Genomic DNA, 21345 nt, shown 5'->3' with positions numbered 1-21345 from the left:
GGCGTCAGGCCAGGCGGTCCATCGCCTGCAGCACGTCGACGGCCGACGCCAGGTTGTCGCCCGCCCGCTCCGGCTGCCCCGAGGGCGCCATCTCCTGCGAGAACTCACGGCGGCCCACCACGAACCAGAGCCCCTTCGCCGGTACCGAGCCCTCGTTCAGGTAGAGGTGCGGGCGCACCGAGTCGAAGCTCAGCGAGTCGCCTGCCCGCAGCACGAAGGTGTCGAAGTCGAGCTTCACGGTGAGCTCGCCCGAGAGCAGGTAGGCGTACTCGACGCCGCTGTGCCGCATCATGCGGCCCTCGATCGAGCTGGAGGCGCCGGGCTCGTAGGTGACCAGGAGCGGATCGACGACACCCTCGCGGCTGGCGGCGAGACGCTCCCAGCGAACCCCGTTCTCCATCTCGAGCACCGGGTTGTCGGTGCCGCGCTGCAGCGGCGGCGCGGTGGGGCCCGACGGCGCCGCCGCGGGCGGGAGGGGCGCCGGGGTGTCGACGGCCGGTGCCGCGCCGATGCTGGGCACGGCGGTGGGGGCGGGCGAGGAGCCGTGGGCGCTGCCGGCCATCAGGTCGTCGAACGAGATGCCGAGGTGGTTCACCAGCGCGTAGAGGGTGCTCACCGACGGCTGGGTCTTGCCCGTCTCGACCTGCGAGATCAAGCTGGCCGACACCCCGAGGGCGGTGGCGACGCTGCGGAGGCTGAGGCCTCGGGAGATGCGCGCTGCGCGGAGGCGGGGGCCGATGTCGTCAGTGATGGTCGCACTCCTCGCTCGCGGACTTGTGCAGCAAGAGTATACGAACCCCCGGCCCGCGGACGAGGGCAATCGTGCATCCGGTCGAGGAAGTGTGTTGCTATGGTGAACACTGTGACAAGCTAGACTGAACACCGAAGGGGACGAATCAATGGCGAATCGTGTATCGGGCACCGTGGCGGTGGTCACCGGAGCCGGCAGCGGCATGGGACGGGGCATCGCGCGTGCGCTGGCGGTGGAAGGCGCATCCGTCGTCATCGCCGACCTGAACGGCGAGGCCGCCGAGGCGTCCGCCCAGGCGCTGCGGGACGAGGGGCTGACCGCCATCGGTGTGCAGGCCGACGTGTCGGACCGGGCCGCGGTGCGCGCCGTCGTCGAGCGCACGGTGGCCGAGTTCGGCCGCCTCGACGTGTGGTTCAACAACGCCGGCTTCAACGCGCCGATGAAGTTCCTCGACGTGACCGAGCAGAACTGGCGCTCGATCATGGAGGTCAACGCGCTGGGTGTGCTGATCGGCACCCAGGAGGCCGCCCGCCAGATGATCGCCCAGGGCGGCGGCGGCAAGATCGTCAACACCACCTCGATGGCCGGTCGTCAGGGCTTCCCGGCGTTCGCCCCGTACTCGGCGGCCAAGGCCGCCGTCATCTCGCTCACGCAGTCGGCGGCCAAGGCGCTCGCCGAGCACGACATCACCGTCAACGCCTTCGCCCCGGGGGTCGTCGACACCCCGCTCTGGGTGAAGCTCGACGAGGACCTGCTCGCCATCGGCGAGACGAAGACGGCCGGCGGGGCCATGGACGAATTCGCCGCGGGCATCATCCGCGGCCGCACGGCCACCGTCGACGACATCGTCGGAACGGCGCTCTACCTGGCGTCGTCCGACTCCGACTACCTCACCGCCCAGGTGATCATGATCGATGGAGGGATGGTCCTCGTATGACCACACAGCTCGACGGCACCGGTGCCGACACCCGTTCCCCGCTCCAGCCGCCGCCCGGCGGCTTCGCGACCATCCCCACCGCGACCCGCGGCACCAACGCGGTCGACTGGGAGCAGCGCATCGACTTCGACCGCCTGCGCAGCGAGCGCCTCGCGCGGCTGAAGGCCGAGCTCTCCCGCAGCGAGCTCGGCGCGGTGCTGGCGTTCGACTTCTCGAACATCCGCTACATGACCTCGACGCACATCGGCACCTGGGCGATGGACAAGCTGATCCGCTTCAGTCTGCTCACCCGCAACACCGACCCGATCATGTGGGACTTCGGCTCGGCGGCCAAGCACCACGGGCTGTTCAACCCCTGGCTCGACACCACGACGGCCGAGGCCGACGCCGACCCGCATGCCCCGCACCACGGGGCCGTGCGTCCGCGCGCCGAGAGCGGTTCGCGGGCCGGCATCTCGACCCTGCGCGGCGCGTTCAGCCCCGACGCCGAGATCGCCGACCGGGTGGCGTCCAAGATCAAGCGGGAGCTCGAGAAGTTCGGGGTCGCCGACCAGCCGCTGGGCGTCGACGTGATCGAGCTGCCCGTGCTGTTCGCGCTGCAGAAGCAGGGCATCCGCGTGGTCGACGGCCAGCAGCTGTTCATGGAGGCCCGCCGCATCAAGACCGCCGACGAGATCGGCCTGCTCACCCAGGCGGCCTCGATGGTGGATGCCGCCTACGAGGACCTGTACGAGTTCCTGCGGCCGGGCGTGCGCGAGAACGAGGCCGTCGGGCTCGTCTCGAAGAAGCTCTACGACCTCGGTTCGGAGTACGTCGAGGGCGTGAACGCCATCTCCGGCGAGCGCTGCTCCCCGCACCCGCACGTCTTCTCCGACCGGCTGATCCGGCCGGGCGACCCGGCGTTCTTCGACATCCTGCACTCGTTCAACGGCTACCGCACCTGCTACTACCGCACCTTCGCGGTCGGATCGGCGTCGTCGGCGCAGCGCGACGCCTACAAGCGGGCGCGCGAGTACATGGACCGCGCCATCGCCCTGGTGCGCCCGGGCGCCACGACCGCCGACATCGTGAAGGTCTGGCCGACCGCCCAGGAGTTCGGCTTCCCCGACGAGGAGGCTGCCTTCGCCCTGCAGTACGGCCACGGCGTCGGCCTGTCGATCTGGGAGAAGCCGATCTTCTCGCGGCTGGTCTCGCTCGACCACCCCGAGGAGCTGAAGGAGGGCATGGTCTTCGCCCTCGAGACCTACTGGCCCGCCGCCGACGGCTGGGGCGCCGCGCGCATCGAGGAGGAGGTCATCGTGACCGCCGACGGGTGCCAGGTGATCACCAAGTTCCCCGCCGAGGACCTGCTCGTGGCCGGCAAGCGCTACTTCACGGTGGGCGGCAGCCTGCCGACGTTGCGCGACTCGCAGTCGCACCTCAACACGGCGGCGGGGCGCGGGGAGCCGGGGGCGTGACCCGCGTCGGCTTCGTCGGCCTCGGTTCGATGGGCGGTGCCATGGTCGGGCACCTGCTCGACGAGGGCCACGAGGTCGTGGTCTGGAACCGGTCGCCGGAGGCGGTCGACGCCCTGGTGGAGCGGGGCGCGACCCGGGCCGCCTCGGTGTCGGATGCGCTGCAGACCGGCCTCGTGCTCTCGATGCTCTCCAACGAGTCGGTCGTCTTCGATCTCTTCGACACCGCCGTGCTCGAGGCCGCGCCCCGGGGCACCGTCCACGTCAACATGGCGACGGTGGGAGCGGCCGCGGCGACCCGGCTCGCGGCGCTGCACGCCGACGCCGGGGTCGGCTACGTCGCCGCCCCCGTGCTCGGCCGGCCGCCGGCCGCCGGGTCGGGCGCGCTCACCGTGCTCGCCGCGGGCGATCCCGAGCTCGTCGAGGGCGTGCGCCCGCTGCTGTCCACGCTCGGTCGCCGGGTGTGGGACGTCGGCACCGACCCGTCGAGCGCGAACGTCGTGAAGATCGGCGTGAACTACCTCATCATCCACGCGCTGCAGGCCCTGTCGGAGTCGATCACCCTGCTCGAGTCGCGCGACATCGACACCGCGATGTTCGTCGAGCTGCTCGGTGACAGCCTGTTCCCCGGCGTCGTGTACTCGGGCTACGGCACGGCGATCGCGTCATCGACCTACTCGCCGGCCGGCTTCACCACCGAGCTCGGCTTCAAGGACCTGATGCTCGCGCTCGACGCGGCACGCGCCTCCGACGTGGTGCTGCCGACGTCCTCGGCCCTGCGCGGGGTGTTCGAGAAGGCGCTCGACGACGGCCAGGCCGAGCTCGACTGGGCCTCCATCGCGGAGGTCACCCGAGCCGCGTCCGGCCGCCCCGCCCGCTAGCCGTTCTGCCCACGGCAGAGCGTCGCCCTCGAGAACGGATGCCCGCGCTAGCGTCGGGCCATGGAGCTGATCTTCGTGCACGGCGCGCTGGTGCGCGACGGCGAGTGGTGGTGGCGGCCGACGGCGCGGCTGCTCGAGGAGCGGGCGGGCATCCGGAGCCGCGCGCTGGAGCTGCCGTCGTGCGGTGAGGCGCTCGCGCCCGACGGGTCGCGGGGGCTGGTGGCGGACGCCACGGCCCTGCGCCAGGCCCTCGACGAACTCGACGACGGGCGGGCCGTCGTAGTCGGGCACTCCTACGGCGGCACCGTCATCGCCGAGGCGGGGCCGCACCCGGCGGTCGCCCGGCTCGTGCTGATCTCCTCCTACCTGCCGGCGGTGGGGGAGTCGCAGGGGTCGATCCTCGCGGGCGAGCCCGACCCCGTGGCCGTGGCTATTGCCGACGCCGACGCCGCCGCCGGTTCCGGAGCCGGCGCGCTCGAGCTCGACGGCTACGACGCGGAGACGTTCGGCGCCCGCTTCCTGCACGACGGCGACACCGGGGTGCAGCGCGAGGCGTTCGCCCGGCTGACCCCGCAGCACGTCGAGTCGTTCGTCACGCCCACCACGAGCGCCGGCTGGCAGGGCGCCGACTCCACCTACCTCCTCTGCGCCGACGACCGCAGCACCACCCCGGGGCTGCAGCGCCGCGAGGGCGCCCGGGCGACGCGGATGCTCGAGCTGCCCGCCGGGCACCACCCCTTCCTGACCCGTCCCGACCTCGTGGCCGAGGCGATCGCGGGGCTCGTGGCCTGACGTGGCTGTGGGGTCGACGCGGCGGTGGGGCCGGCGGCCTAGCGGGGCGACTGCCAGAGCTCCAGCTGGATGCCGTCGGGGTCGCGGAAGTAGGCCCAGCGCGACCCGGCGAGCGGGCCGTCGTCGATGGTGTTCGGCGGGCTGCTGAACACGGCGCCTTTCGCCGTGAGCTCGGCGACCGCGGTGTCGAGGTCGTCGACCTCGAAGCAGACGTGGGCCGCTCCGACGTCACAGTTGCGCCGGTCGAAGTCTTCGCCGACAGGCTCGTGGTACTGCAGGAACTCGATCCGGGTCGAGCCGACGGTGAGCATGGAGAAGGTCAGCCGAGCATCCGGAACCTGCACGCCCTGGGCGAGCTCGGGCCCTTCGCCGTGGTTCACCACCCCGGGGGTGAGGCCGAACATGCGGCTGTACCAGGCGCGCGAGGCCTCGAGATCGCGCACGGTGATTCCGACGTGGTGGACACCTTCGAGAACGAACGTCATCGTCTGCTCCTCTGAGAATCGAGTAGTGATACTGAACAGATTACCTGTGTACAGTGTCAATGAACTCGAGCATATGCCAGTCGATCACCGCCATGCGAAGGAGCAGGGAATGAGAGCCGCCGTCTTCCACGCCGCCCACGACATCCGAGTCGAGGAGGTCGCCGATCCCACCGGGCCCGCTGCCGGCGAGGTGCTGCTCCGTCCGTTCTGGTGCGGGGTCTGCGGCACCGACCTGCACGAGTACGCGATGGGCCCGATCGTCATCCCGGCCTCGCCGCACGCCCTCACCGGCGCCACCGCCCCGCAGATCCTCGGCCACGAGTTCTCGGCCGAGGTCGTCGAGGTCGGTGCCGGGGTCACCACCGTGCGCGCGGGCGACCGCGTCTCGGTGATGCCCCTGCTCAGCTGCGGCACCTGCTACTACTGCCGGCGCGCCCTCAACCACCTCTGCCAGCGCATGGCCTGCATCGGCCTGAGCTTCGCCTGGGGCGGCATCGCCGAGCTGGCCGTCGTGCCCGCCACCCACGTCAGCGTGCTGCCGGAAGGGGTGAGCGACCTGCAGGGCGCGCTCGTCGAGCCCGGCGCGGTCGCGGCCTACGGCGTCGACACCGCGCAGGTGCGGCCGGGCGACACCGTGCTGATCACGGGAGCCGGCCCGATCGGCGCCCTCGCCGCCCTCTACTCCTCGTCGCTCGGCGCCTCGGTGTTCATCTCGGAGGTCAACCCGCACCGCGCCGAGTTCGCCCGCGCCCTCGACGTGGGCGAGGTGCTCGACCCGACCGCGGTCGACGTGCCCGCCTACCTCAAGGACCGCACCGAGGGCGTCGGCGTCGACGCGGTCGTCGAGTGCTCGGGCAACGAGCGCGCGCTGCAGGCGGCCATCGCCTCGGTGCGCTCCGCCGGCCGCGTCTCGCAGACCGGCCTGCACACCAAGGCCGCCTCGATCGACCCGATGGTGCTCTCGGAGCACGACATCACGCTCGCCGGCACCTGGTGCTACCCCGTCACCGACTGGCCCCGCATCATCGACCTGATCGCCCGCGGGCGCTACCCGGTCGAGAAGGTCGTCACCGCGCAGGTGCAGATGGACGACGTCGTGCAGGGCTTCGAGACCCTGCTCTCGCCCCGCGGCGACCAGGTCAAGGTGCTCATCCAGGCCGGAAAGGGAACGCGATGAAGGCGCTGCAGTTCGTCGAGGAGGACAGCGCCGACGTGCGCGAGCTCGACATCCCGGCCATCGCCGCCGACGAGGTGCTGATCGCCTCGCGCCGGGTCGGCGTCTGCCACTCCGACATCGAGCTGCTCGAGGGGCGCTACATCATCCCGTTCGAGTACCCGGTGATCCCCGGTCACGAGTGGTCGGGCGAGGTGGCCGCCGTCGGCTCGGCCGTCACCGAGTTCGCCGTGGGCGACCGCGTGGTGGGGGAGTGCGTGATCGGCGACGACCACTTCGGCTTCTCCATCTCCGGCGCCGCCGCCGAGTACTTCGTGGCGAAGCCCGCCTGGCTGCACCGTCTCCCCGAGGAGCTGTCCTGGGCTGCAGGCGCCCTCGTCGAGCCGTTCAGTGTCGCGTACTACGCGCTGATGCGGGTGGGCAACGTCAACGGCAGCGACGTGCTCGTGGTGCTCGGCGCCGGGCCCATCGGGCTCGCGGTGACCGCCGCCGCGGCCGCCCTCGGGGCCACGACGATCGTCGTCGAGCCCTCGGAGGAGCGCCGCGCGGTCGCGGTCGCACTCGGGGCCGTCGAGGCCGTGCATCCGGACGACGCTGCCGCCACCCTCGACCGCCTCTCGGGCTCGCGCGGCGCCGACGTCGTGGTGGAGTGCTCGGGCCGCCCCGAGGTGATGGCGACGGCGCTCGAGCTGGCCGCCTTCCGCGGGCGCATCGCCTACATCGGCATCGACGTGGGCCGCTCGGCGCCGGCGCCGCTCGGCCTGATCCAGTCGAAGGAGCTCACGATCACGGGCTCGATCGGCTCGCCCGGCGTGTGGCCGCAGACCCTCCGCTTCCTGGCGAGCTCGGGCATCGACCTGTCGCCCCTGATCACCCACGTCTACGGCATCGACGAGGCGACGGATGCGGTGGCCACCGCCCGCGCGCAGCGGGGCGTCATCAAGGCCCACGTGGAGCTCTCCGCCCCGGCCCCGGTCGCCGTCGTGGCCGTCTAGCCGGTCTGCTGGGCGAGCTGCACCAGATTGCCGCAGGTGTCGTCGAGTACGGCGACGATCACCGGCCCGTAGTCGGTGGGCGGCTGCGTGAAGGTCACGCCGAGCGCGGTCAGGCGGTCGTACTCGGCCTGCACGTCGTCGACCCCGAGCTGACAGAACGGGATGCCGTCAGAGGCCAGAGCTGCGGTGAACGGCCCCACCGCCGGATGACCCTTCGGCTCCAGCGAGAGCTGGGTACCGTCCGGCCGGTCGGGGTCGACGACGGTGAGCCAGCGATGGTCGCCGAGCGGCACGTCGGCGGCCACGGCGAAACCCAGCGCGCCGGTGTAGAAGTCGAGCGCCTGCTGCTGATCGTCGACGAAGATGCTCATGGTCTGGATCTTCAAGAGGGTGCCTTCCGGTCGGGCCACCGCTCGGCGATCTTCGTCAGCGGTGACGTGTCGATGGTGTGCAATTTGTAGCGGCCCCGGCGCTCGGTGCGGTCAGGGGCGGGTGAGGATCTCGGGGCCGGCGGCGGTGATCGCGATCGTGTGCTCGGTGTGGGCGGTGCGGCTGCCGGTGGCGCTGCGCAGCGTCCAGCCGTCGGGGTCGGTGACCAGGCGGTCGGTGCCGATCATGGCCCAGGGTTCGAGGGCGAGCAGCAGCCCCGGGCGCAGGCGGTAGCCGCGGCCGGGCCGGCCGATGTTCGAGACGTGCGGGTCCTGGTGCATGGTCGAGCCGACGCCGTGTCCGCCGAACTCGGTGCTGACGTGGTAGCCGGCCTCGGTGAGTACCGTGCCGATGGCGTGCGAGAGGTCGCCGATGCGGGCGCCGGGCTCGGCGGCGGCGATGCCGGCGGCGAGGGCCCGTTCGGTGGCGTCGATGAGGGCCACGCTCCCGGGCGGCCGCGTGTCGCCCACGAGGAAGCTGACCGCCGCGTCGGCCACCACCCCGTCGAGCGAGAGGGCGAGGTCGAGGGTCAGGAGGTCGCCGTCGGCCAGCATCTGGGCCGAGGGCATCCCGTGCAGCACGGCGTCGTTCACCGAGGTGCAGATCCAGTGGCCGAAGGGGCCGCTGCCGAAGGAGGGGGCGTAGTCGACGTAGCACGACTCGGCGCCGGCTTCCAGGATGCGCTCCCGAGCCCAGCCGTCGATCTCGAGCAGACTCGTGCCGACGGTCGCACGGCCCCGCAGCTCGTGCAGGATGCGGCCCACCAGGGCTCCGGCGGCACGCGCCCGGGGCAGCTCGCGCGGGCTCAGTATCTCGATCATCCGGTCTCCGTCTCGCGATAGCCGTCGGATAACTATCCCGGTAATACTATCCCGACGACGCGGTAGGATCGACGCATGGTCCGCTTGCCGCTCACCCCCGCCGAGGTCGAGCGCGGGCGCCGGCTCGGCGCCCTGCTGCGGCGGGCGCGGGGCGATCGTGCGCTGCTCGAGACGGCCCTCGACGCCGGGCTGTCGCCCGAGACGCTGCGCAAGATCGAGTCGGGGCGGGTGGCGACGCCGGCGTTCTCGACGATCGCGGCCGTCGCGGGCGTGCTCGGGCTGTCGCTCGACGAGGTCTGGGCCGAGGTCTCGCCGCGCGTCGAGCGACCCGAACGGGAGCCGCTGGCTTCCTGACGCCCTGACGCCCTCGGCCGCCACTGTCGGACCTGACGCCCTGAAGAACCCGGCCGGCGCGGTCAGACCCCCGCGGTCTCCTCCGGCGCGTGGTGCTGACGGGCCCGCCCCGGGAGCGCGCGGCGCACCAGCAGCACGACGCCGACCACCACGAGACCGAGCACCAGTCCGAAGACCGCGGAGCACAGCGTCTCGACGATCCACACCACGACCGGCCCCGCCGCCTCGATCGCGTGCGTGATCGCGTGCACGACGTCGTGCGGCCCGTGCCAGAACGTCTCCGACAGGTTCTCGATCACCAGGTGCCCGCCGACCCAGAGCATCGCGACCGTGCCGACGACGCTGATCACCCGGAACACCGTCGGCATCGACGCCACGATGCGCGCGCCGGTGCGGCGCACCCCCTGGGACGCGTTCTTCATCAGCCGCAGCCCGACGTCGTCGATCTTCACCAGCAGCGCCACGGCGCCGTAGACGAGGGCGGTCATGCCGAGGCCGATCACGGCGAGGGCGCCGAGGGTCATCCCGATGCCGAGCGACTCGTCGAGGCTGTCGAGCGCGATGAGCATGATCTCGGTGCTCAGGATGAGATCGGTGCGGATCGCCCCGAACACCAGCTTCTTCTCGTCGCGGGCCTCGGTCTCACCCGACTCGTGGTGCAGCCCGAACCACTCGAGCACCTTCTCGGCGCCTTCGAAGCAGAGGTACGTGCCGCCGACGATGAGCAGGAACGGCAGCACCCACGGCGCGAACGCCGACAGCAGCAGCGCGATCGGGATGATGATCACGAACTTGTTCACGAGGCTGCCGAGCGCGATCTTCCAGACCACGGGCAGCTCACGCGCGGGCGTCAGGCCCTGAACGTACTGCGGGGTGACCGCGGCGTCGTCGATCACGACCCCCGCCGTCTTCGCGCTCGCCTTCAGCGCGGCCGTCAGGATGTCGTCGACCACCGCCAGCAATCCGACCGACATCGACCCCTCCTCGCTGCCCGCCCCGGTGGCGGCACCGCCCCCACGCTACCCGAGCGCGTGGGGGACGGTACCCGCTTGATCAGGCGGACAGACGGGGGTAGTCGGTGTAGCCCTCCGCGCCCGAGGCGTAGATGGTCGCCTGGTCGGGGGTGTTCTCCGGGTGGGCGCCGCGCCAGCGGTCCACGAGGTCGGGGTTCGCGATGGCGGCGCGGCCCACCGCCACGGCGTCGGCCAGGTCGTCGGAGACCAGGGCGTGGGCCTCGTCGCGCGAGGTCATCTCCGAGAATCCGCTGTTCACCACGAACACCCCGCCGAACGCCGCCCGCAGCGACTGCACCAGCTCGTCGGCGGGCGAGGCGTGCAGGACGCTCAGGTACGCCAGGCCCAGCGGCGCGATGCCGGAGACGAGCGCCGTGTAGGTGGCGCGCACGTCGTCGGCGTCGGTCTCGAGCACGTCCTGGATGTTGTGCGACGGGGAGATGCGGATGCCCACCCGACCGGCACCGACCGAAGCGGCCACGGCCTGGGCGACCTCGATCACGAACGCCGCGCGAGCCGCGGGCGACCCGCCGTAGGCGTCGGTGCGCACGTTCGACGCCGGCGAGAGGAACTCGTGCAGCAGGTACCCGTTGGCCGCGTGCAGCTCGACCCCGTCGAAGCCGGCGTCGATCGCGCGGCGGGCGGCGTCGACGAACTCCGCCTTGACCGTGGCGAGCTCGTCGGTGGTGAGCGCGTGCGGCAGACCGTAGGGCGCCTTCGAGCCGTCGGCCAGGCGGGTCTCGCCGTCGATCGCGATGGCGCTCGGCGCCACGATGCGGGGCGTTCCCGTGATCGCGGTGGTCGTCACGCGGCCGCCGTTCATCAGCTGCATCACGATGCGCCCGCCGGCCTCGTGCACGGCGGAGGCGACACGCCGCCAGCCCTCCTGCTGCTCGTCGGTCACGATGCCGGGCTGACCCGGATACGCCCGCGTCTCGGCGCTCGGGAAGACGCCCTCGCTGACGATGAGCCCCATGCCGGCCCGCTGCGCGTAGTGCTCCGCGATCAGCTCGGTGGGCACGCCGTTCTCGTCGGCCCGCAGCCGGGTCATCGGCGCCATCACGACGCGGTTGGGCAGCTCGAGATCGCCGGCGGTGAGAGGGGTGAACAGCTTCATAAGGGCCTTTCGGGTGGTTCGGCGGGCGAGCGGATGCCCGTCCGCGGCGTCGCGCGGCGCATCCGCGCCTCTCACCCGAACCGAACCCCCTCGCCCGTGATTCCGGCGTTCAGGGATTTCCCATCGGACCCCGCGGCTAGGCTGACCGCGGAGGATGCAGCGTGAGCAGGATCGAGATTCAGCGCCAGGCCGTGATGGCGCGACTGGCGACCGCGGCCCGCGTGCCGCTGGCCGAGTCGGGGGGTGTCACACCGCAGCTGATCGAGGACGTCTGCCGTCAGGTCGGCGTGCACCCGCACTCCTTCCGGGCCCTCTTCCCCGACGACGACGCCTTCCTCGACGCGGTCACCGACGGGCTGGTCGAGGACTGCGCCGCCCGCCTGCGCGGCGGTGTCGCCACCTTCGAGCCGAGCGGCGCCGGCGGTTCGGCCGCCTTCACCGAGGCCGCGGTGGCGCTCGCCGACTCCTGGCCGCTCGACCGCGACGGCATGCTGATCCGGGCCGACCGCCGGGCGAGGGCGCTCCGGCGCAGCGACGGCGGGGTCGCCGTGCTGAAGGCCGAGAAGCTGTTCCTCGACGCCCTCGTCGACGTGCACTCCGAGCTGATGGCCAAGCTCGGCCGGCGGTTCGCGGGCTCGCCGGTGCGGTCGGTGCGGGTCATCCTCGACACCTACGAGCGGGCCTTCGAGACGTGGCTGCTCACCGGGGCCGATGCGGCCGGGTTCCACTCCTCGCCGTACGTGCAGCGCACCCTGCCGACGCTGCTCGAGAACATGAGCGAGCCGCTCGGAACATGAGCGAGCCGCTGCGGGCGCGCGCGATCATGCCCTGATCGGATACCGGCGGCAAGCCCCTTCCATCGGGCCCGGAAGCGTGTAGACGGAGAAGAGGGCCGTTCGGTCCTCCCATCCGGAAGGAACGCATCCCGTGTCGAGCCTGCGCCCCTTCCGCATCGGATGGTACGTGCACCACCGCGGGGCCGGTCACCGGATGACGGCCGGCTCGGTCATCCCGCTGCTCGACGCCGAGGTCACGGTCTTCACCTCGGCCGCCGGTGAGGTGGCCGCGCCGCACGCCCGCACCGTGCACCTCCCGCTCGACACGGTCGAGCCGACGCGGCAGGCCGGCGAGCCGGGCCGTGAGCCGGGCCGCCAGCCGGGCCCCGCGCCGGGCCGTGAGCCCGGGGGCGGACGCACGGCCCACGGCCGCCTGCACTGGGCGCCCACCGATTCTCCCGGCCACCCCGAGCGTCTCGCCACGATCGCCGCCTGGGTCGCCGAGACGCGCCCGCAGCTGTTCGTCGTCGACGTCTCGGCCGAGATCGCGGCGTTCGTGCGGCTGCTCGGCGTTCCGGTCGTCAGCTTCACCCTGCCCGGGCTCCGCGACGATCCGGCGCATCGGCTCGCCTACGAGCTCTCCGACGCCGTGGTCGCCCCCTGGCCCGAGCTGCTCGGGCCGCCCGCCGCCTCGGTTCCGGCCGGTCGCCTGCACCGCGTCGGCGCGCTCAGCCGCTTCGCCCCCGCGCCGGCCGACGCGCCGGTGCGGGCCCTGCCCGCCGAGGTGCTCGTGCTGCACGGCGCCGGGGGCCGCGGCGCCGACCCGCTCGACGCCGCCGCCGCCGGTCTCGAGGCGGCGGGGCACCCGGTGCGCCACCTCCGCGACGCCGGTGCCGACGAGGTCTGGGCCGCCCTCCGCGCCGCTCCGCTCGTGCTCTCGCACTGCGGCTCGAACGCCGTGGCCGAGATCGCCGCCGCCCGGCGCCCGGCGATCCTGATTCCGGATGCCCGCCCGCACGCCGAGCAGGACCATCTCGCCGAGGCGCTGACGAGGGCGCCGCTGCCGTGCCTCGTGGTGGCGCCCGCCGACGTCGCCCGCACGGACTGGGCCGCCGCCCACCGCGCCGCCGCCGCCCTCGACGGCAGCACCTGGCAGCACTGGAACGACGGCGCCGCCGCCACCCGCATCGCCGCCCTGCTGCACGACCTGGCGGCCCCCGCCGCTGTGGCGACCCCGCCGGCCGCTGCAGAGCCCGAGCCCGCCGCCGGAGCGGTCGGGCCCGTCACTGCCGAACCCCGGCCCGCCGCCGCAGAATCCCAGCCCGCCGCCGCAGCGCCCCAGCCCGCGGGCGCCGCCGCGTGATCGCCGTCATCACCGCCGTGGCGGGCCGCCGACTGCACCTCGCCCGGCAGGAGGAGTGGCTCGCCCGCTACCCGTCCGGCCGCCGAACCCGGCGCGTCGTCGTCGCCATGGACGACGCCCCGATCGCGACCCCGAGCGACCCCCGAGCCACCGTGCTCCGCGTGCCGGCCGACGGCCGCGCCCTTCCGCTCGCCGAGGCCCGCAACGCGGGGGCCGAGGCCGCGATCGCCGCGGGCGCCGAGCTGCTCGTCTTCCTCGACGTCGACTGCCTGCCCCGACCCGGGCTCCTCGACGCCTACGATGCCGCCGCTCGTCGCCGCCCCGACGCGCTGCTCACCGGGTCGGTCGCCTACCTCCCCGAGGGCGTCGACTACACCCGCCCCGAGACCTTCGAGGCGGTCGGAACGGTGCACGGATTCCGGCCGAGGCCCGAGCCGGGCATCCTGGAGCCCGCCGCGCACGAGCTGTTCTGGTCGCTCTCGTTCGCCTGCACGCCCGAGACCTGGCGCCGCATCGGCGGCTTCGACGAGGGCTACCTCGGCTACGGCGGCGAGGACACCGACTTCGGCTTCGCCGCCCGGGCCGCCGGTGTCGACCTGCTCTTCGCCGGCGGCGCCGAGGCCGATCACCAGCACCACCCGGTGAGCGACCCGCCGGTCGAGCACCTCGACGACATCCTGCGGAACACCGGCCGCTTCACCGCCAAGTGGGGTGCGGTGCCGATGCGCGGGTGGCTCGACGCCTTCGCCGAGCTCGGTCTCGTCACCCACGACCCGACCACCGACCGCTACGCAGCCACCCCGCCCACCGCGCAAACCCCGGCCGCCCCGCCCACCCGCCCCCACCCCCGAACGGACGCCGCATGAGAATCGCCATCCTCTGCCACCTGCACCACCCCATCGCCGAGCCGTTCCAGGGCGGCACCGAGTCGCACACGGCGATGCTGGCCGACGAGCTGGTGCGCCGCGGCCACGACGTCACCCTGTTCGCCAAGGAGGGCTCGCGCACCTCCGCCGCGCTGCACCCCCTGGTGCCCAGCGACTTCGAGTTCGTCTTCGCCGCCACCCCGCTGGTGCGCCGCCAGCAGGCCGGCTTCCTGGCCGAGGCCAGCCAGCACAGCCTCGACCTGATCGCCGCCGGCGACTGGGACGTGGTGATCAACAACTCCCTCAGCAGTCTGCCCTACCGGGCCCTGCGCGACCGCCCGATGATGACGGTGCTGCACACCCCGCCGACCCTGGCCGACGTGAACGCGTTGCTCGACGCTCCCGGCTGGTCGCCCTCGCCGCTGCACTCCTACGTCGCCGTCTCGCCGCGGAACGCCCGCGCCTGGGCGCCGCGACTGCCCGGCGTGCTGAGCATCCCGAACGGCATCCCGCTCGAACGCTGGCAGGTCGACGTGCCCCGCGAGGAGGGGCTCGCCGTCTGGGCCGCCCGCATCACGCCCGAGAAGGGCCTGCACCTCGCCATCCCCGCGGCGCGCGAAGCGGGCTTCCGGATGCGCGTCGCCGGCCCGATCGCCGACCCCCGCTACTTCACCGAGGAGATCGAGCCGCTCCTCGGCGGTGATGTCGAGTACGTCGGCCACCTCGGTCACGACGCGCTGCCGGCGTTCTACGCCTCCGGCTCGGTGTTCGTGGCCAGCCCGATCTGGGAGGAGCCGTTCGGCCTCTCGGTCGTCGAGGCGCTCGCCTCGGGCACCCCGGTGGCGACCCTGCCGCACGGCGCCGTGCCCGAGCTCGTCGCTCCCGGTGCCGGAACGGTGCTCGGCCTGGTGCGTCCCGCGGCCGGCGCGGTCGCCGTCGACGACCGACCCGTCTCGCTCGCCGCGGCCATCCGCGTGGCCGCCGCCGTCGACCCGGCCGTCGCGCGGGCGCAGGCGGCTCGCTTCTCACTCGAGGGCATGATCGACGCCTACGAGACCGAGCTCGAGCGCCTGCTCGAACGCCGCCGCGACGGGGTCGCCTCAGTCCAGGGCCGGGTACGCCGAGCGGATGCGCGCGGCGATCGCTCCCGTCATGCTGCTGATGCGCCAGTGCTCGTCGACTCCGTCGGGGGCGGCGAGGGGCGGCTGATCGCGGTAGGCCTCTGAGATCTCCGCGGCGTAGCGGGCGGCGTCGTCGGGCGTCGCGGTGCTGCACAGCCGCCGCTCGTCGAACGGCACCGGCAGCTCGGAGCGTCGGCACCGGATCTCGCGCAGCACGAGCACGGTGCCGGTGAGGAAGATCTGGTCGGACACGTCCATGCGGCGCAGCCACGGCGCGAGCTCGGTGCGCGGGAGATCTGCGCGTGGAAGAACTGTGCGTGGAAGATCGGTCGACACATGTCGAAGCTAGTGCAGAACCGCTCGGGACCGCGACTCCCGACGGGGAGCGGCGGGCGGGGCCTCAGCCGCGGTGCTTGGCGAGGAAGGTGTTCCGGATGTCGCGCGCGGCCGCCTCGCCCTCCTCGGTGAACTCGTACAGGCGACGCGGTGGGCTCTCCCGGCTGCCGAGCTCCTCCCAGGTCGACCGGATCCAGCCCTGACGTTCGAGCCGGTCGAGGATCGGGTAGACCGTGCCCGAGGGGCGTCCCGACTCCTTCACGATGCGCAGGCCCCAGATGGGTTCCGCCCCGTCGAGCATCGCCGTCAGCACGTCGACGGTCGGGGCGGTCACTCGCTGCAGCGGTTGCATGCGCCCAATGTAGCGAGGGGCGGCCGTCGGCCACAACGAGTGGACGCGCATCCGTCACCCTGATAGCGGGCCCGCTTCTCACGCCGCGGGGGCCACCCGGGTGACGAGCGCACCGACCCGTTCGCGCAGGGAGCGCACGGTGCGGTCGAAGGCCGAGTCGCTGCCGTCGGCGGCGGGGTCGGGCAGCGACCAGTGCAGGTCGTCGGAGCCGTGCAGCTGCTCGTGCGCCGCATCGCACACGCTGATCACGAAGTCGCCCTCGCCGACCACGTCGTCGACGTGCTGCGGAACGGCGTGGGGGTCGAGAGCCAGCCCGTGCCGCTGCGCCGCGGCGACGGCCCCCGGGTTCACCGCCGTCGCCGGCCGCATGCCCGCGGAGATCGCCGGGATCGAGCTGGCCGTGCGCCAGACCGCCTCGGCGAGCTGCGACCGCGCCGAGTTGGCCGTGCAGACGAAGACCACCCGGCCGCCGAGCGTGAGGAGCCCTGGCATGAGCTCGTCGAACGCGGTCTGCACGAGGTGGAGGTAGGTGCGGCGCCCGTCGAACTCCGACCGGGTGCGGGTGAGGATGCCCGCCTTCTCGAGCACGCGCACGTGATGGGCGACGAGATTGGACGGGACACCTAGGGCCGACTGGATCTCGGTCGACGACAGATCGCCCAGCACGAGCAGGTCGACGATCCACAGCCGCGTCGGATCGGAGAGCGCCGCGAACACCGCGGCCCGCTGCTTCAGATCGGCCATCGCTTGGAACAACTTCCGTTGAGTCAATCACTGCTGACCAGATCATGGTAGGCAGGACGGTGAACGGCCCGCGAGCGACAGTCAGACGATTGTCAGGAGAGGGGCCGCTCCCCTACCATCGTGCCCCTCGGCGCAGACGAAAGGACCATCACATGGGTATCGGAACCGGTATCGCGCTGTTCGTCATCGGAGCCATCCTGGCCTTCGCGGTCAACGTCGACCTCGGCGGCTTCGTCAACCTCGCACTCATCGGCTACATCCTGATGGGGGCCGGCGTCGTCGTGTTCCTGATCAGCCTGGTGCTGACGCTGCGTCGCCGCTCGTCGGTGTCCACCACCCGCTCGGCCGTCGACCCGGCCAGCGGCGAGCAGGTCACCCGCCGCACCACCGACAGCGACCCGCTGGTCTGAGCCGGCCCCACCCCCGTGCGCCCACGAGGCGTCGAATACGAGGCCGTGATCCTGCGGTCCTCACCCCTACAAAGGAGATCTCGTGAACATCCTCGTCATCATCATCGCCGTCATCGCCGTCATCCTGCTCTTCACGGGCGGGTTCGTCTCGTCGCTCAACTTCTTGCTCTACGTGGGCGCGATCCTGCTGGTGCTGGCCATCATCGTGTTCCTGGTGCGCTTCCTCACCGGCAACCGCCGCGTCTGACCCCACTGCCGCCCGCTCGACGGGCGCACCCCGAGGGCCGGTTCCGTTCAGCGGAGCCGGCCTTCGGCGTCAGCCTCGCCGTCAGGCCCAGGTCCGCGCCGAGCGCGCCGCCCAGTACTCCTCCGCCGGTTCGGCGATCCCCGCCAGCAGCGTGGCGTCGAGCGCGGGCACGCGAGCCCGGGTGCCGGCCCGCAGCTGCGCCCGCGTCACGGCTCCGCTCAGCACGACGTCGGCCCACGGATGCGCGACCGCCGCCCCCACCGCGAGACCCTCGAGCGGCTGTCCGTCGGACTCGGCCAGGGCGAGCGCCGCGGGGGTGCCCTCGGCGGCGGTGAGCCGGCCGTTCGCGAGCACCTCCTTCACCACCACGAGCCAGCGGGCGTCGTTCGCGGCCTCGAGGGCCGGGGCGACGGAGGGCTCGAGCAGGTTCCACGTCGACTGCACCGCCGAGAACGGCGAGTCGGGGAGCGCGAGGGCGCGCTCGATCACCTCGCCTTGACCCGGTCCGCTGGTCGAGAAGCCGACGCGCACGCCCTCGCCCGTGAGTTCGCGCAGCCGGTCGAGCAGCGCCCGGTCGGTGAGGGCGGGGCTGTCGGGCGTGACGGAGTGCACGAGGTACACGTCGGGAGCAGTGCCGAGGGCGTCGAGCGTCTCGGGCCACTGGCGGTCGAGCATCCGGAGGCTGTGCTCTTTGCGCTCGTGCACGGGCGCGTCGACCCGCCACCCGCCGACGTACTCGTAGCCCCACTTCGAGCCGATGGTGAGCTCGTCGCGGCGGCCCGGATGCGCGGCGAGCCAGGAGCCGAGGAACTCCTCGGCCCGGCCGTAGGAGCGGGCGGCGTCGAGGTAGCGGATGCCGAGGAACCAGGCCGCGTCGAGCAGCGAGTGGGCGCGGTCGCGCAGGGCCTCGACGGAGCGGTCGGCGGCGGGGCCCAGGTCGTCGGCGCGCCCGGCGGTGATGTAGGCGGGGCGGCCGAGGGCGGCGAGGCCGAGGCCGAGCCGCGATGCCAGCCCCGGGTCGTCGGCCGGGTCGGTCATCGCTCGGCGTCGGCGACCACGTCGGCGACCTCGTCGGCGGGCGCGCCGCCCGCCGCGCCGGCCCCGTGGGCCTCGAGGTGCTCGCGGGAGCGGCGCTCGAGATAGGCGCAGAGCTCCGCCGCGGCGGCCAGCTCCTGCGAGAGGGCGACCACGTCTTCCGTGCTCAGCGCGAGGTCGCGATCGCGGGCGGCGAAGGTGACCTCCCAGTGCGGGTCGCCGAGCGCGACCGGCTGCATGTAGACGTCGGTGGTCGCGTTGCGCAGCCCGATGATCACGAGACCGGTGTCCGACCCGTCACTGCCGTCCTGCACGGCGACGTCGGCGTATTCGGCGACCCGGGCTCCGGCCGACGACTCCGACCGGTAGTCGGCCAGCCACGACTCGAGCACCTCTTTGCTGCGGAACGGCACCTCGGACTCCTCCTGATGAGCGATCAGCCCAGCCTAGCGATGCCGGGTCATTCCGTGACGGGAAACGACCGGCCGGCCGCGAGGGCGAGGTCGTCGAGCACGCGCACGACCAGCGCGGCCGCGGCCGGTTCGAGCCGGGCCGCCACCGCCAGCTCGGGGTCGTGCGCCCGGTCGTGCCGGCCGGTGAACTCGGCGCCCGAGCTCGTGATGCCGAGCGACAGCCCACGTCGGTCGGTGCTGCTCGCCGTGCGATCGACGTAGCCGAGGCGCACCAGCTTGTCGACGAGGGCGGTGATCGAGGCGCTGCGCAGCTCGAGGCGGGCGGCCAGCTCCTTGGGGGTGAGGGATCCGCCGCGCTCGGCCTCGGCGCGCAGCTCGAGCAGGGCGTTCCAGGCGCTGTCGGAGAGCTCGGTCTCGGCGCGGATCAGCCGTCGCAGGCTGCTGCGGGACGCCAGGTAGTCCTCGAGGGCCTCGAGCACCTCGCCCGAACCGGGCAGCTCGGCACGATCGTCCAGCATCTCGGCGTTACGATCCCTTCTCCTGCGGCGAAGCCCGTGGGCCCGACCTTGAGCACACTACGCTCTCGTCGTCGATCGGGCACGGCGGGTCGCGGTATCCGTTCCGAGCCCGGGCCGGCGCCCGCGCGGCAGGCGCCGGGCGGCGAAGTGGGGCACAATGGCGGCGATGCGGTCGCCGGGCCCACCCGAGAGCGGGTGCTCGCCGGGCCGCGAGAAACGGATGCTCCGATGACGAACCCCGCCTTCGACGACGTGACCCGGGCCCTCCTCGCCGACCCCGACGACGACGTGACGCTGGACGGCACCACCCTCCTGGTGAAGGGGGCGGCCTTCGCCGCCCTCGACGGCGAGCTGCTCGTGGTGGCACTTCCCGCCCATCGCGCCGACGACCTGGTGGGGCGCGACGTCGCCGTCAGTGCCGAGGCGCCGTCGGCCGCGCCGGCGGGTGTCGGCGGACGGTGGGTCGGGATCGCCGACACCCAGAACTGGGTCGAGCTGGCCGGGGAGGCCCACCAGTTCGTGGGCGAGCCCGCGGTGGGCGGCGACTCCTAGGCGGCTTCCGGGGCGGCCTCGGGCGACTCGGGCGCGGCTGCGGGGCGACTCGCGCGCGGCGGCGGGGCGACTCGGGCGCGGCCCCGCCTCAGCGGGTGGTGCGGATCATCCGGGGCCCGGCCCAGAGGATCAGCACCAGCACGAGCCCCACGAAGCCGAGCAGCACCAGCACGAGCGGCAGCGCCAGCAGGGCGGCGCCGACCGCGAGCGGCGGGACGGTCATCCCGGCGAACGCCAGCAGGAAGATGCCCGAGGTGATCTCGCTGCGGTTGCCACCCGTGGCGAGCGAGCCGGCGGTGGCCAGGGCGCCGCGGAAGACCAGGCCGACCCCGGCGCCGGCCACCACGCCGCCGCCGACGAAGAGCACCGTCGCCACCAGCGCGCCGGCGCCACCCGCCGCCTGGGCCACGAGTGCCGCTGCGCCGAGCGCCACGAGCCCGGTGGCCATCGACACCACACCGAGCACCAGCTGGCGACGGGTCGAGAGCCGCGCGAAGACGATCTGCGCCACGGCGGCCGCCCCGAACACCGAGAACGACACCACACCGGCGACCAGGTGGTCGGTCTGGTGCAGCAGCTGGGCCAGGAAGGTCGGGGCCACCGAGCCGAACAGGCCGGTGATCGCGAAAGCCGCGAACCCGCCGAGCCCTGCCGCCCAGTAGGCCCCCCGGCTCTCGGCCGGCACGCGCACGCGCTGGGGTCGGTAGGCCGCCGGAGCGGTCGGCGGTGTCACGGTCTCGGGCACGAAGGCGTAGGCGAAGCCGACCGCCACCAGGGCCGCCGCGAAGACGAGATAGGGCGTCACGAGCGGCGCCGGCACCCACTCGGCGAACACGCCGCCGATCAGCGGACCGAGCGCCAGACCGCCCATGTTCGCGACCCCCGCGATGGTGGCGGCGAAGCCGATGCCCGCGCCCGGGCGCGCGATGCGCCGCAGGTCGGCGAGGTGGGCCGTGGCGGTGGCGGTGAGCACCCCGATGCCGAGGCCGGCGACGAAGCGGGCGATGACCAGGCCGACCGCATCCGGCCACAGCACGAACAGCACGGCCGCGACGAGTTCGATCACCGCCGCGGTGAGGATGACCCGGCGCCGGCCGAGCCGGTCGCTCAGGTGGCCGGCGAGGTAGAGGGCCAGCATCACACCCGTGGAGTACGCGGCGAAGATGAGCGTGACGACTACGGTCGGGAAGCCGTCGCGCTGCTGATACAGCGCGTACAGCGGGGTCGGCACCGTGTTGAAGGCCATCATCACCAGGAAGGCGACGGCCGTCACCCAGAACCCGGCGGCGTGCGGCAGACGCGGTCGCGGCGCGGAGCCGCCGGGGACTCTGCCGGGGACGCCGCCGGGGGTGCCGACGGGGACGGACGCGGTGCGGGGCTCGGAGAGCAGTGCGGTCATGCTTCGAGAA

26 protein-coding genes are annotated in these 21345 nt (G+C 73.0%); 14 read left to right on the top strand and 12 right to left on the bottom strand.

The window, feature by feature from the left end; translation table 11 throughout:
• Positions 1-4: 4 nt before the first annotated feature.
• The gene (locus NVV95_RS05805) at positions 5-955 is read right to left on the bottom strand and encodes a helix-turn-helix domain-containing protein (protein WP_445727689.1); all 951 of its coding nucleotides are present in this window, start codon (positions 953-955) and stop codon (positions 5-7) included.
• Here NVV95_RS05805 and NVV95_RS05800 point away from each other — a divergent pair.
• The 4 genes from NVV95_RS05800 to NVV95_RS05785 are packed head-to-tail and all read left to right on the top strand — an operon-like array spanning position 900 to position 4815.
• Positions 900-1688: an SDR family NAD(P)-dependent oxidoreductase gene (locus NVV95_RS05800; RefSeq protein ID WP_259485592.1), complete on the top strand. Its 789-nt coding sequence runs from the start codon at positions 900-902 to the stop codon at positions 1686-1688. The two genes, NVV95_RS05805 and NVV95_RS05800, sit on opposite strands and share 56 nt — an antisense overlap.
• Entirely contained in the window at positions 1685-3145 is a 1461-nt protein-coding gene (locus NVV95_RS05795) for a M24 family metallopeptidase (RefSeq protein WP_259485591.1), read from the top strand. Before NVV95_RS05800 ends, NVV95_RS05795 begins: the two co-directional genes overlap by 4 nt.
• Positions 3142-4023: an NAD(P)-dependent oxidoreductase gene (locus tag NVV95_RS05790; RefSeq protein WP_259485590.1), complete on the top strand. Its 882-nt coding sequence runs from the start codon at positions 3142-3144 to the stop codon at positions 4021-4023. Before NVV95_RS05795 ends, NVV95_RS05790 begins: the two co-directional genes overlap by 4 nt.
• A gap of 60 nt (positions 4024-4083) precedes the next feature.
• The gene (locus tag NVV95_RS05785; protein WP_259485589.1) at positions 4084-4815 is read left to right on the top strand and encodes an alpha/beta fold hydrolase; all 732 of its coding nucleotides are present in this window, start codon (positions 4084-4086) and stop codon (positions 4813-4815) included.
• 38 nt (positions 4816-4853) lie between these two features.
• On the opposite strand, the gene NVV95_RS05780 is transcribed toward NVV95_RS05785, so the two are convergent.
• Complete coding sequence (locus NVV95_RS05780) at positions 4854-5300, bottom strand: VOC family protein (protein ID WP_259485588.1); 447 nt, start codon at positions 5298-5300, stop codon at positions 4854-4856.
• A 109-nt stretch (positions 5301-5409) separates the two neighbouring features.
• On the opposite strand from NVV95_RS05780, the gene NVV95_RS05775 reads away from it, so the two are divergent.
• Positions 5410-6477, top strand: a complete 1068-nt coding sequence (locus tag NVV95_RS05775; RefSeq protein WP_259485587.1) for a 2,3-butanediol dehydrogenase — start codon at positions 5410-5412, stop codon at positions 6475-6477.
• Complete coding sequence (locus NVV95_RS05770; protein WP_259485586.1) at positions 6474-7469, top strand: zinc-dependent alcohol dehydrogenase; 996 nt, start codon at positions 6474-6476, stop codon at positions 7467-7469. The genes NVV95_RS05775 and NVV95_RS05770 overlap by 4 nt, the downstream gene beginning before the upstream one ends.
• On the opposite strand, the gene NVV95_RS05765 is transcribed toward NVV95_RS05770, so the two are convergent.
• Positions 7466-7855, bottom strand: coding sequence for a VOC family protein (locus tag NVV95_RS05765; RefSeq protein ID WP_259485585.1), 390 nt, complete (start codon positions 7853-7855; stop codon positions 7466-7468). The genes NVV95_RS05770 and NVV95_RS05765 overlap by 4 nt on opposite strands.
• Before the next feature lie 96 nt (positions 7856-7951).
• Entirely contained in the window at positions 7952-8719 is a 768-nt protein-coding gene (gene map, locus NVV95_RS05760; RefSeq protein WP_259485584.1) for a type I methionyl aminopeptidase, read from the bottom strand.
• Between the two features lie 75 nt (positions 8720-8794).
• On the opposite strand from map, the gene NVV95_RS05755 reads away from it, so the two are divergent.
• Positions 8795-9073: a helix-turn-helix domain-containing protein gene (locus NVV95_RS05755; protein ID WP_259485583.1), complete on the top strand. Its 279-nt coding sequence runs from the start codon at positions 8795-8797 to the stop codon at positions 9071-9073.
• Between the two features lie 62 nt (positions 9074-9135).
• Here NVV95_RS05755 and NVV95_RS05750 read toward each other — a convergent pair whose 3' ends face one another.
• Positions 9136-10047, bottom strand: coding sequence for a DUF808 domain-containing protein (locus NVV95_RS05750; protein WP_259485582.1), 912 nt, complete (start codon positions 10045-10047; stop codon positions 9136-9138).
• A 79-nt stretch (positions 10048-10126) separates the two neighbouring features.
• The gene (locus NVV95_RS05745; protein ID WP_259485581.1) at positions 10127-11203 is read right to left on the bottom strand and encodes an alkene reductase; all 1077 of its coding nucleotides are present in this window, start codon (positions 11201-11203) and stop codon (positions 10127-10129) included.
• A gap of 161 nt (positions 11204-11364) precedes the next feature.
• Between NVV95_RS05745 and NVV95_RS05740 the strand changes: the two genes are divergently transcribed.
• The 4 genes from NVV95_RS05740 to NVV95_RS05725 all read left to right on the top strand — a co-directional run bounded on the left by NVV95_RS05740 (position 11365) and on the right by NVV95_RS05725 (position 15434).
• Positions 11365-12000 (top strand): hypothetical protein, encoded by a 636-nt coding sequence (locus tag NVV95_RS05740; RefSeq protein ID WP_259485580.1) that lies wholly within the window; start codon positions 11365-11367, stop codon positions 11998-12000.
• 130 nt (positions 12001-12130) lie between these two features.
• Positions 12131-13342, top strand: coding sequence for a glycosyltransferase (locus NVV95_RS05735; RefSeq protein WP_259485579.1), 1212 nt, complete (start codon positions 12131-12133; stop codon positions 13340-13342).
• Positions 13339-14208, top strand: a complete 870-nt coding sequence (locus tag NVV95_RS05730) for a glycosyltransferase family 2 protein (protein ID WP_259485578.1) — start codon at positions 13339-13341, stop codon at positions 14206-14208. The genes NVV95_RS05735 and NVV95_RS05730 overlap by 4 nt, the downstream gene beginning before the upstream one ends.
• Positions 14205-15434, top strand: a complete 1230-nt coding sequence (locus NVV95_RS05725) for a glycosyltransferase (protein WP_259485577.1) — start codon at positions 14205-14207, stop codon at positions 15432-15434. The genes NVV95_RS05730 and NVV95_RS05725 overlap by 4 nt, the downstream gene beginning before the upstream one ends.
• Before the next feature lie 295 nt (positions 15435-15729).
• Here NVV95_RS05725 and NVV95_RS05720 read toward each other — a convergent pair whose 3' ends face one another.
• Both NVV95_RS05720 and NVV95_RS05715 read right to left on the bottom strand, forming a co-directional pair.
• Positions 15730-16017 carry a PadR family transcriptional regulator gene (locus NVV95_RS05720; protein WP_259485576.1) on the bottom strand — a complete coding sequence of 96 codons (288 nt, stop codon included), beginning with the start codon at positions 16015-16017 and terminating at the stop codon, positions 15730-15732.
• Between the two features lie 78 nt (positions 16018-16095).
• Complete coding sequence (locus NVV95_RS05715; protein WP_259485575.1) at positions 16096-16761, bottom strand: arsenate reductase/protein-tyrosine-phosphatase family protein; 666 nt, start codon at positions 16759-16761, stop codon at positions 16096-16098.
• Positions 16762-16913: 152 nt separating this feature from the next.
• Between NVV95_RS05715 and NVV95_RS05710 the strand changes: the two genes are divergently transcribed.
• The gene (locus NVV95_RS05710; protein WP_259485574.1) at positions 16914-17171 is read left to right on the top strand and encodes a DUF6458 family protein; all 258 of its coding nucleotides are present in this window, start codon (positions 16914-16916) and stop codon (positions 17169-17171) included.
• A gap of 82 nt (positions 17172-17253) precedes the next feature.
• Complete coding sequence (locus tag NVV95_RS05705; RefSeq protein ID WP_179546608.1) at positions 17254-17418, top strand: hypothetical protein; 165 nt, start codon at positions 17254-17256, stop codon at positions 17416-17418.
• A gap of 81 nt (positions 17419-17499) precedes the next feature.
• Here NVV95_RS05705 and NVV95_RS05700 read toward each other — a convergent pair whose 3' ends face one another.
• From NVV95_RS05700 to NVV95_RS05690, 3 genes are read right to left on the bottom strand one after another with little or no spacing between them, the layout of a single operon-like run.
• Positions 17500-18456: an aldo/keto reductase gene (locus NVV95_RS05700; protein WP_259485573.1), complete on the bottom strand. Its 957-nt coding sequence runs from the start codon at positions 18454-18456 to the stop codon at positions 17500-17502.
• Positions 18453-18866, bottom strand: coding sequence for a hypothetical protein (locus NVV95_RS05695; protein ID WP_259485572.1), 414 nt, complete (start codon positions 18864-18866; stop codon positions 18453-18455). The genes NVV95_RS05700 and NVV95_RS05695 overlap by 4 nt, the downstream gene beginning before the upstream one ends.
• Before the next feature lie 47 nt (positions 18867-18913).
• Positions 18914-19384, bottom strand: a complete 471-nt coding sequence (locus tag NVV95_RS05690) for a MarR family winged helix-turn-helix transcriptional regulator (protein ID WP_259485571.1) — start codon at positions 19382-19384, stop codon at positions 18914-18916.
• 228 nt (positions 19385-19612) lie between these two features.
• On the opposite strand from NVV95_RS05690, the gene NVV95_RS05685 reads away from it, so the two are divergent.
• Complete coding sequence (locus tag NVV95_RS05685) at positions 19613-19936, top strand: hypothetical protein (protein WP_259485570.1); 324 nt, start codon at positions 19613-19615, stop codon at positions 19934-19936.
• An 88-nt stretch (positions 19937-20024) separates the two neighbouring features.
• On the opposite strand, the gene NVV95_RS05680 is transcribed toward NVV95_RS05685, so the two are convergent.
• Positions 20025-21335, bottom strand: coding sequence for an MFS transporter (locus tag NVV95_RS05680; RefSeq protein ID WP_259485569.1), 1311 nt, complete (start codon positions 21333-21335; stop codon positions 20025-20027).
• Positions 21336-21345: the final 10 nt, after the last annotated feature.

This window comes from Herbiconiux gentiana (assembly GCF_024978135.1).
Lineage (GTDB): Bacteria > Actinomycetota > Actinomycetes > Actinomycetales > Microbacteriaceae > Herbiconiux > Herbiconiux gentiana.
This window is presented reverse-complemented; position numbering and strand designations above follow the sequence as displayed.

Excerpts from the sequence above, each read along its gene's own strand:
- NVV95_RS05800 (WP_259485592.1), top strand. The coding sequence starts at position 900 with ATGGCGAATCGTGTATCGGGCACCGTGGCGGTGGTCACCGGAGCCGGC.
- NVV95_RS05805 (WP_445727689.1), bottom strand. The coding sequence starts at position 955 with ATGCCGCTGCCGGCTCCGGTGACCACCGCCACGGTGCCCGATACACGA.
- NVV95_RS05795 (WP_259485591.1), top strand. The coding sequence starts at position 1,685 with ATGACCACACAGCTCGACGGCACCGGTGCCGACACCCGTTCCCCGCTC.
- NVV95_RS05785 (WP_259485589.1), top strand. The coding sequence starts at position 4,084 with ATGGAGCTGATCTTCGTGCACGGCGCGCTGGTGCGCGACGGCGAGTGG.
- NVV95_RS05780 (WP_259485588.1), bottom strand. The coding sequence starts at position 5,300 with ATGACGTTCGTTCTCGAAGGTGTCCACCACGTCGGAATCACCGTGCGC.
- NVV95_RS05775 (WP_259485587.1), top strand. The coding sequence starts at position 5,410 with ATGAGAGCCGCCGTCTTCCACGCCGCCCACGACATCCGAGTCGAGGAG.
- NVV95_RS05770 (WP_259485586.1), top strand. The coding sequence starts at position 6,474 with ATGAAGGCGCTGCAGTTCGTCGAGGAGGACAGCGCCGACGTGCGCGAG.
- map (WP_259485584.1), bottom strand. The coding sequence starts at position 8,719 with ATGATCGAGATACTGAGCCCGCGCGAGCTGCCCCGGGCGCGTGCCGCC.
- NVV95_RS05755 (WP_259485583.1), top strand. The coding sequence starts at position 8,795 with ATGGTCCGCTTGCCGCTCACCCCCGCCGAGGTCGAGCGCGGGCGCCGG.
- NVV95_RS05750 (WP_259485582.1), bottom strand. The coding sequence starts at position 10,047 with ATGTCGGTCGGATTGCTGGCGGTGGTCGACGACATCCTGACGGCCGCG.
- NVV95_RS05745 (WP_259485581.1), bottom strand. The coding sequence starts at position 11,203 with ATGAAGCTGTTCACCCCTCTCACCGCCGGCGATCTCGAGCTGCCCAAC.
- NVV95_RS05725 (WP_259485577.1), top strand. The coding sequence starts at position 14,205 with ATGAGAATCGCCATCCTCTGCCACCTGCACCACCCCATCGCCGAGCCG.
- NVV95_RS05720 (WP_259485576.1), bottom strand. The coding sequence starts at position 16,017 with ATGCAACCGCTGCAGCGAGTGACCGCCCCGACCGTCGACGTGCTGACG.
- NVV95_RS05715 (WP_259485575.1), bottom strand. The coding sequence starts at position 16,761 with ATGGCCGATCTGAAGCAGCGGGCCGCGGTGTTCGCGGCGCTCTCCGAT.
- NVV95_RS05710 (WP_259485574.1), top strand. The coding sequence starts at position 16,914 with ATGGGTATCGGAACCGGTATCGCGCTGTTCGTCATCGGAGCCATCCTG.
- NVV95_RS05700 (WP_259485573.1), bottom strand. The coding sequence starts at position 18,456 with ATGACCGACCCGGCCGACGACCCGGGGCTGGCATCGCGGCTCGGCCTC.
- NVV95_RS05690 (WP_259485571.1), bottom strand. The coding sequence starts at position 19,384 with ATGCTGGACGATCGTGCCGAGCTGCCCGGTTCGGGCGAGGTGCTCGAG.
- NVV95_RS05685 (WP_259485570.1), top strand. The coding sequence starts at position 19,613 with ATGACGAACCCCGCCTTCGACGACGTGACCCGGGCCCTCCTCGCCGAC.
- NVV95_RS05680 (WP_259485569.1), bottom strand. The coding sequence starts at position 21,335 with ATGACCGCACTGCTCTCCGAGCCCCGCACCGCGTCCGTCCCCGTCGGC.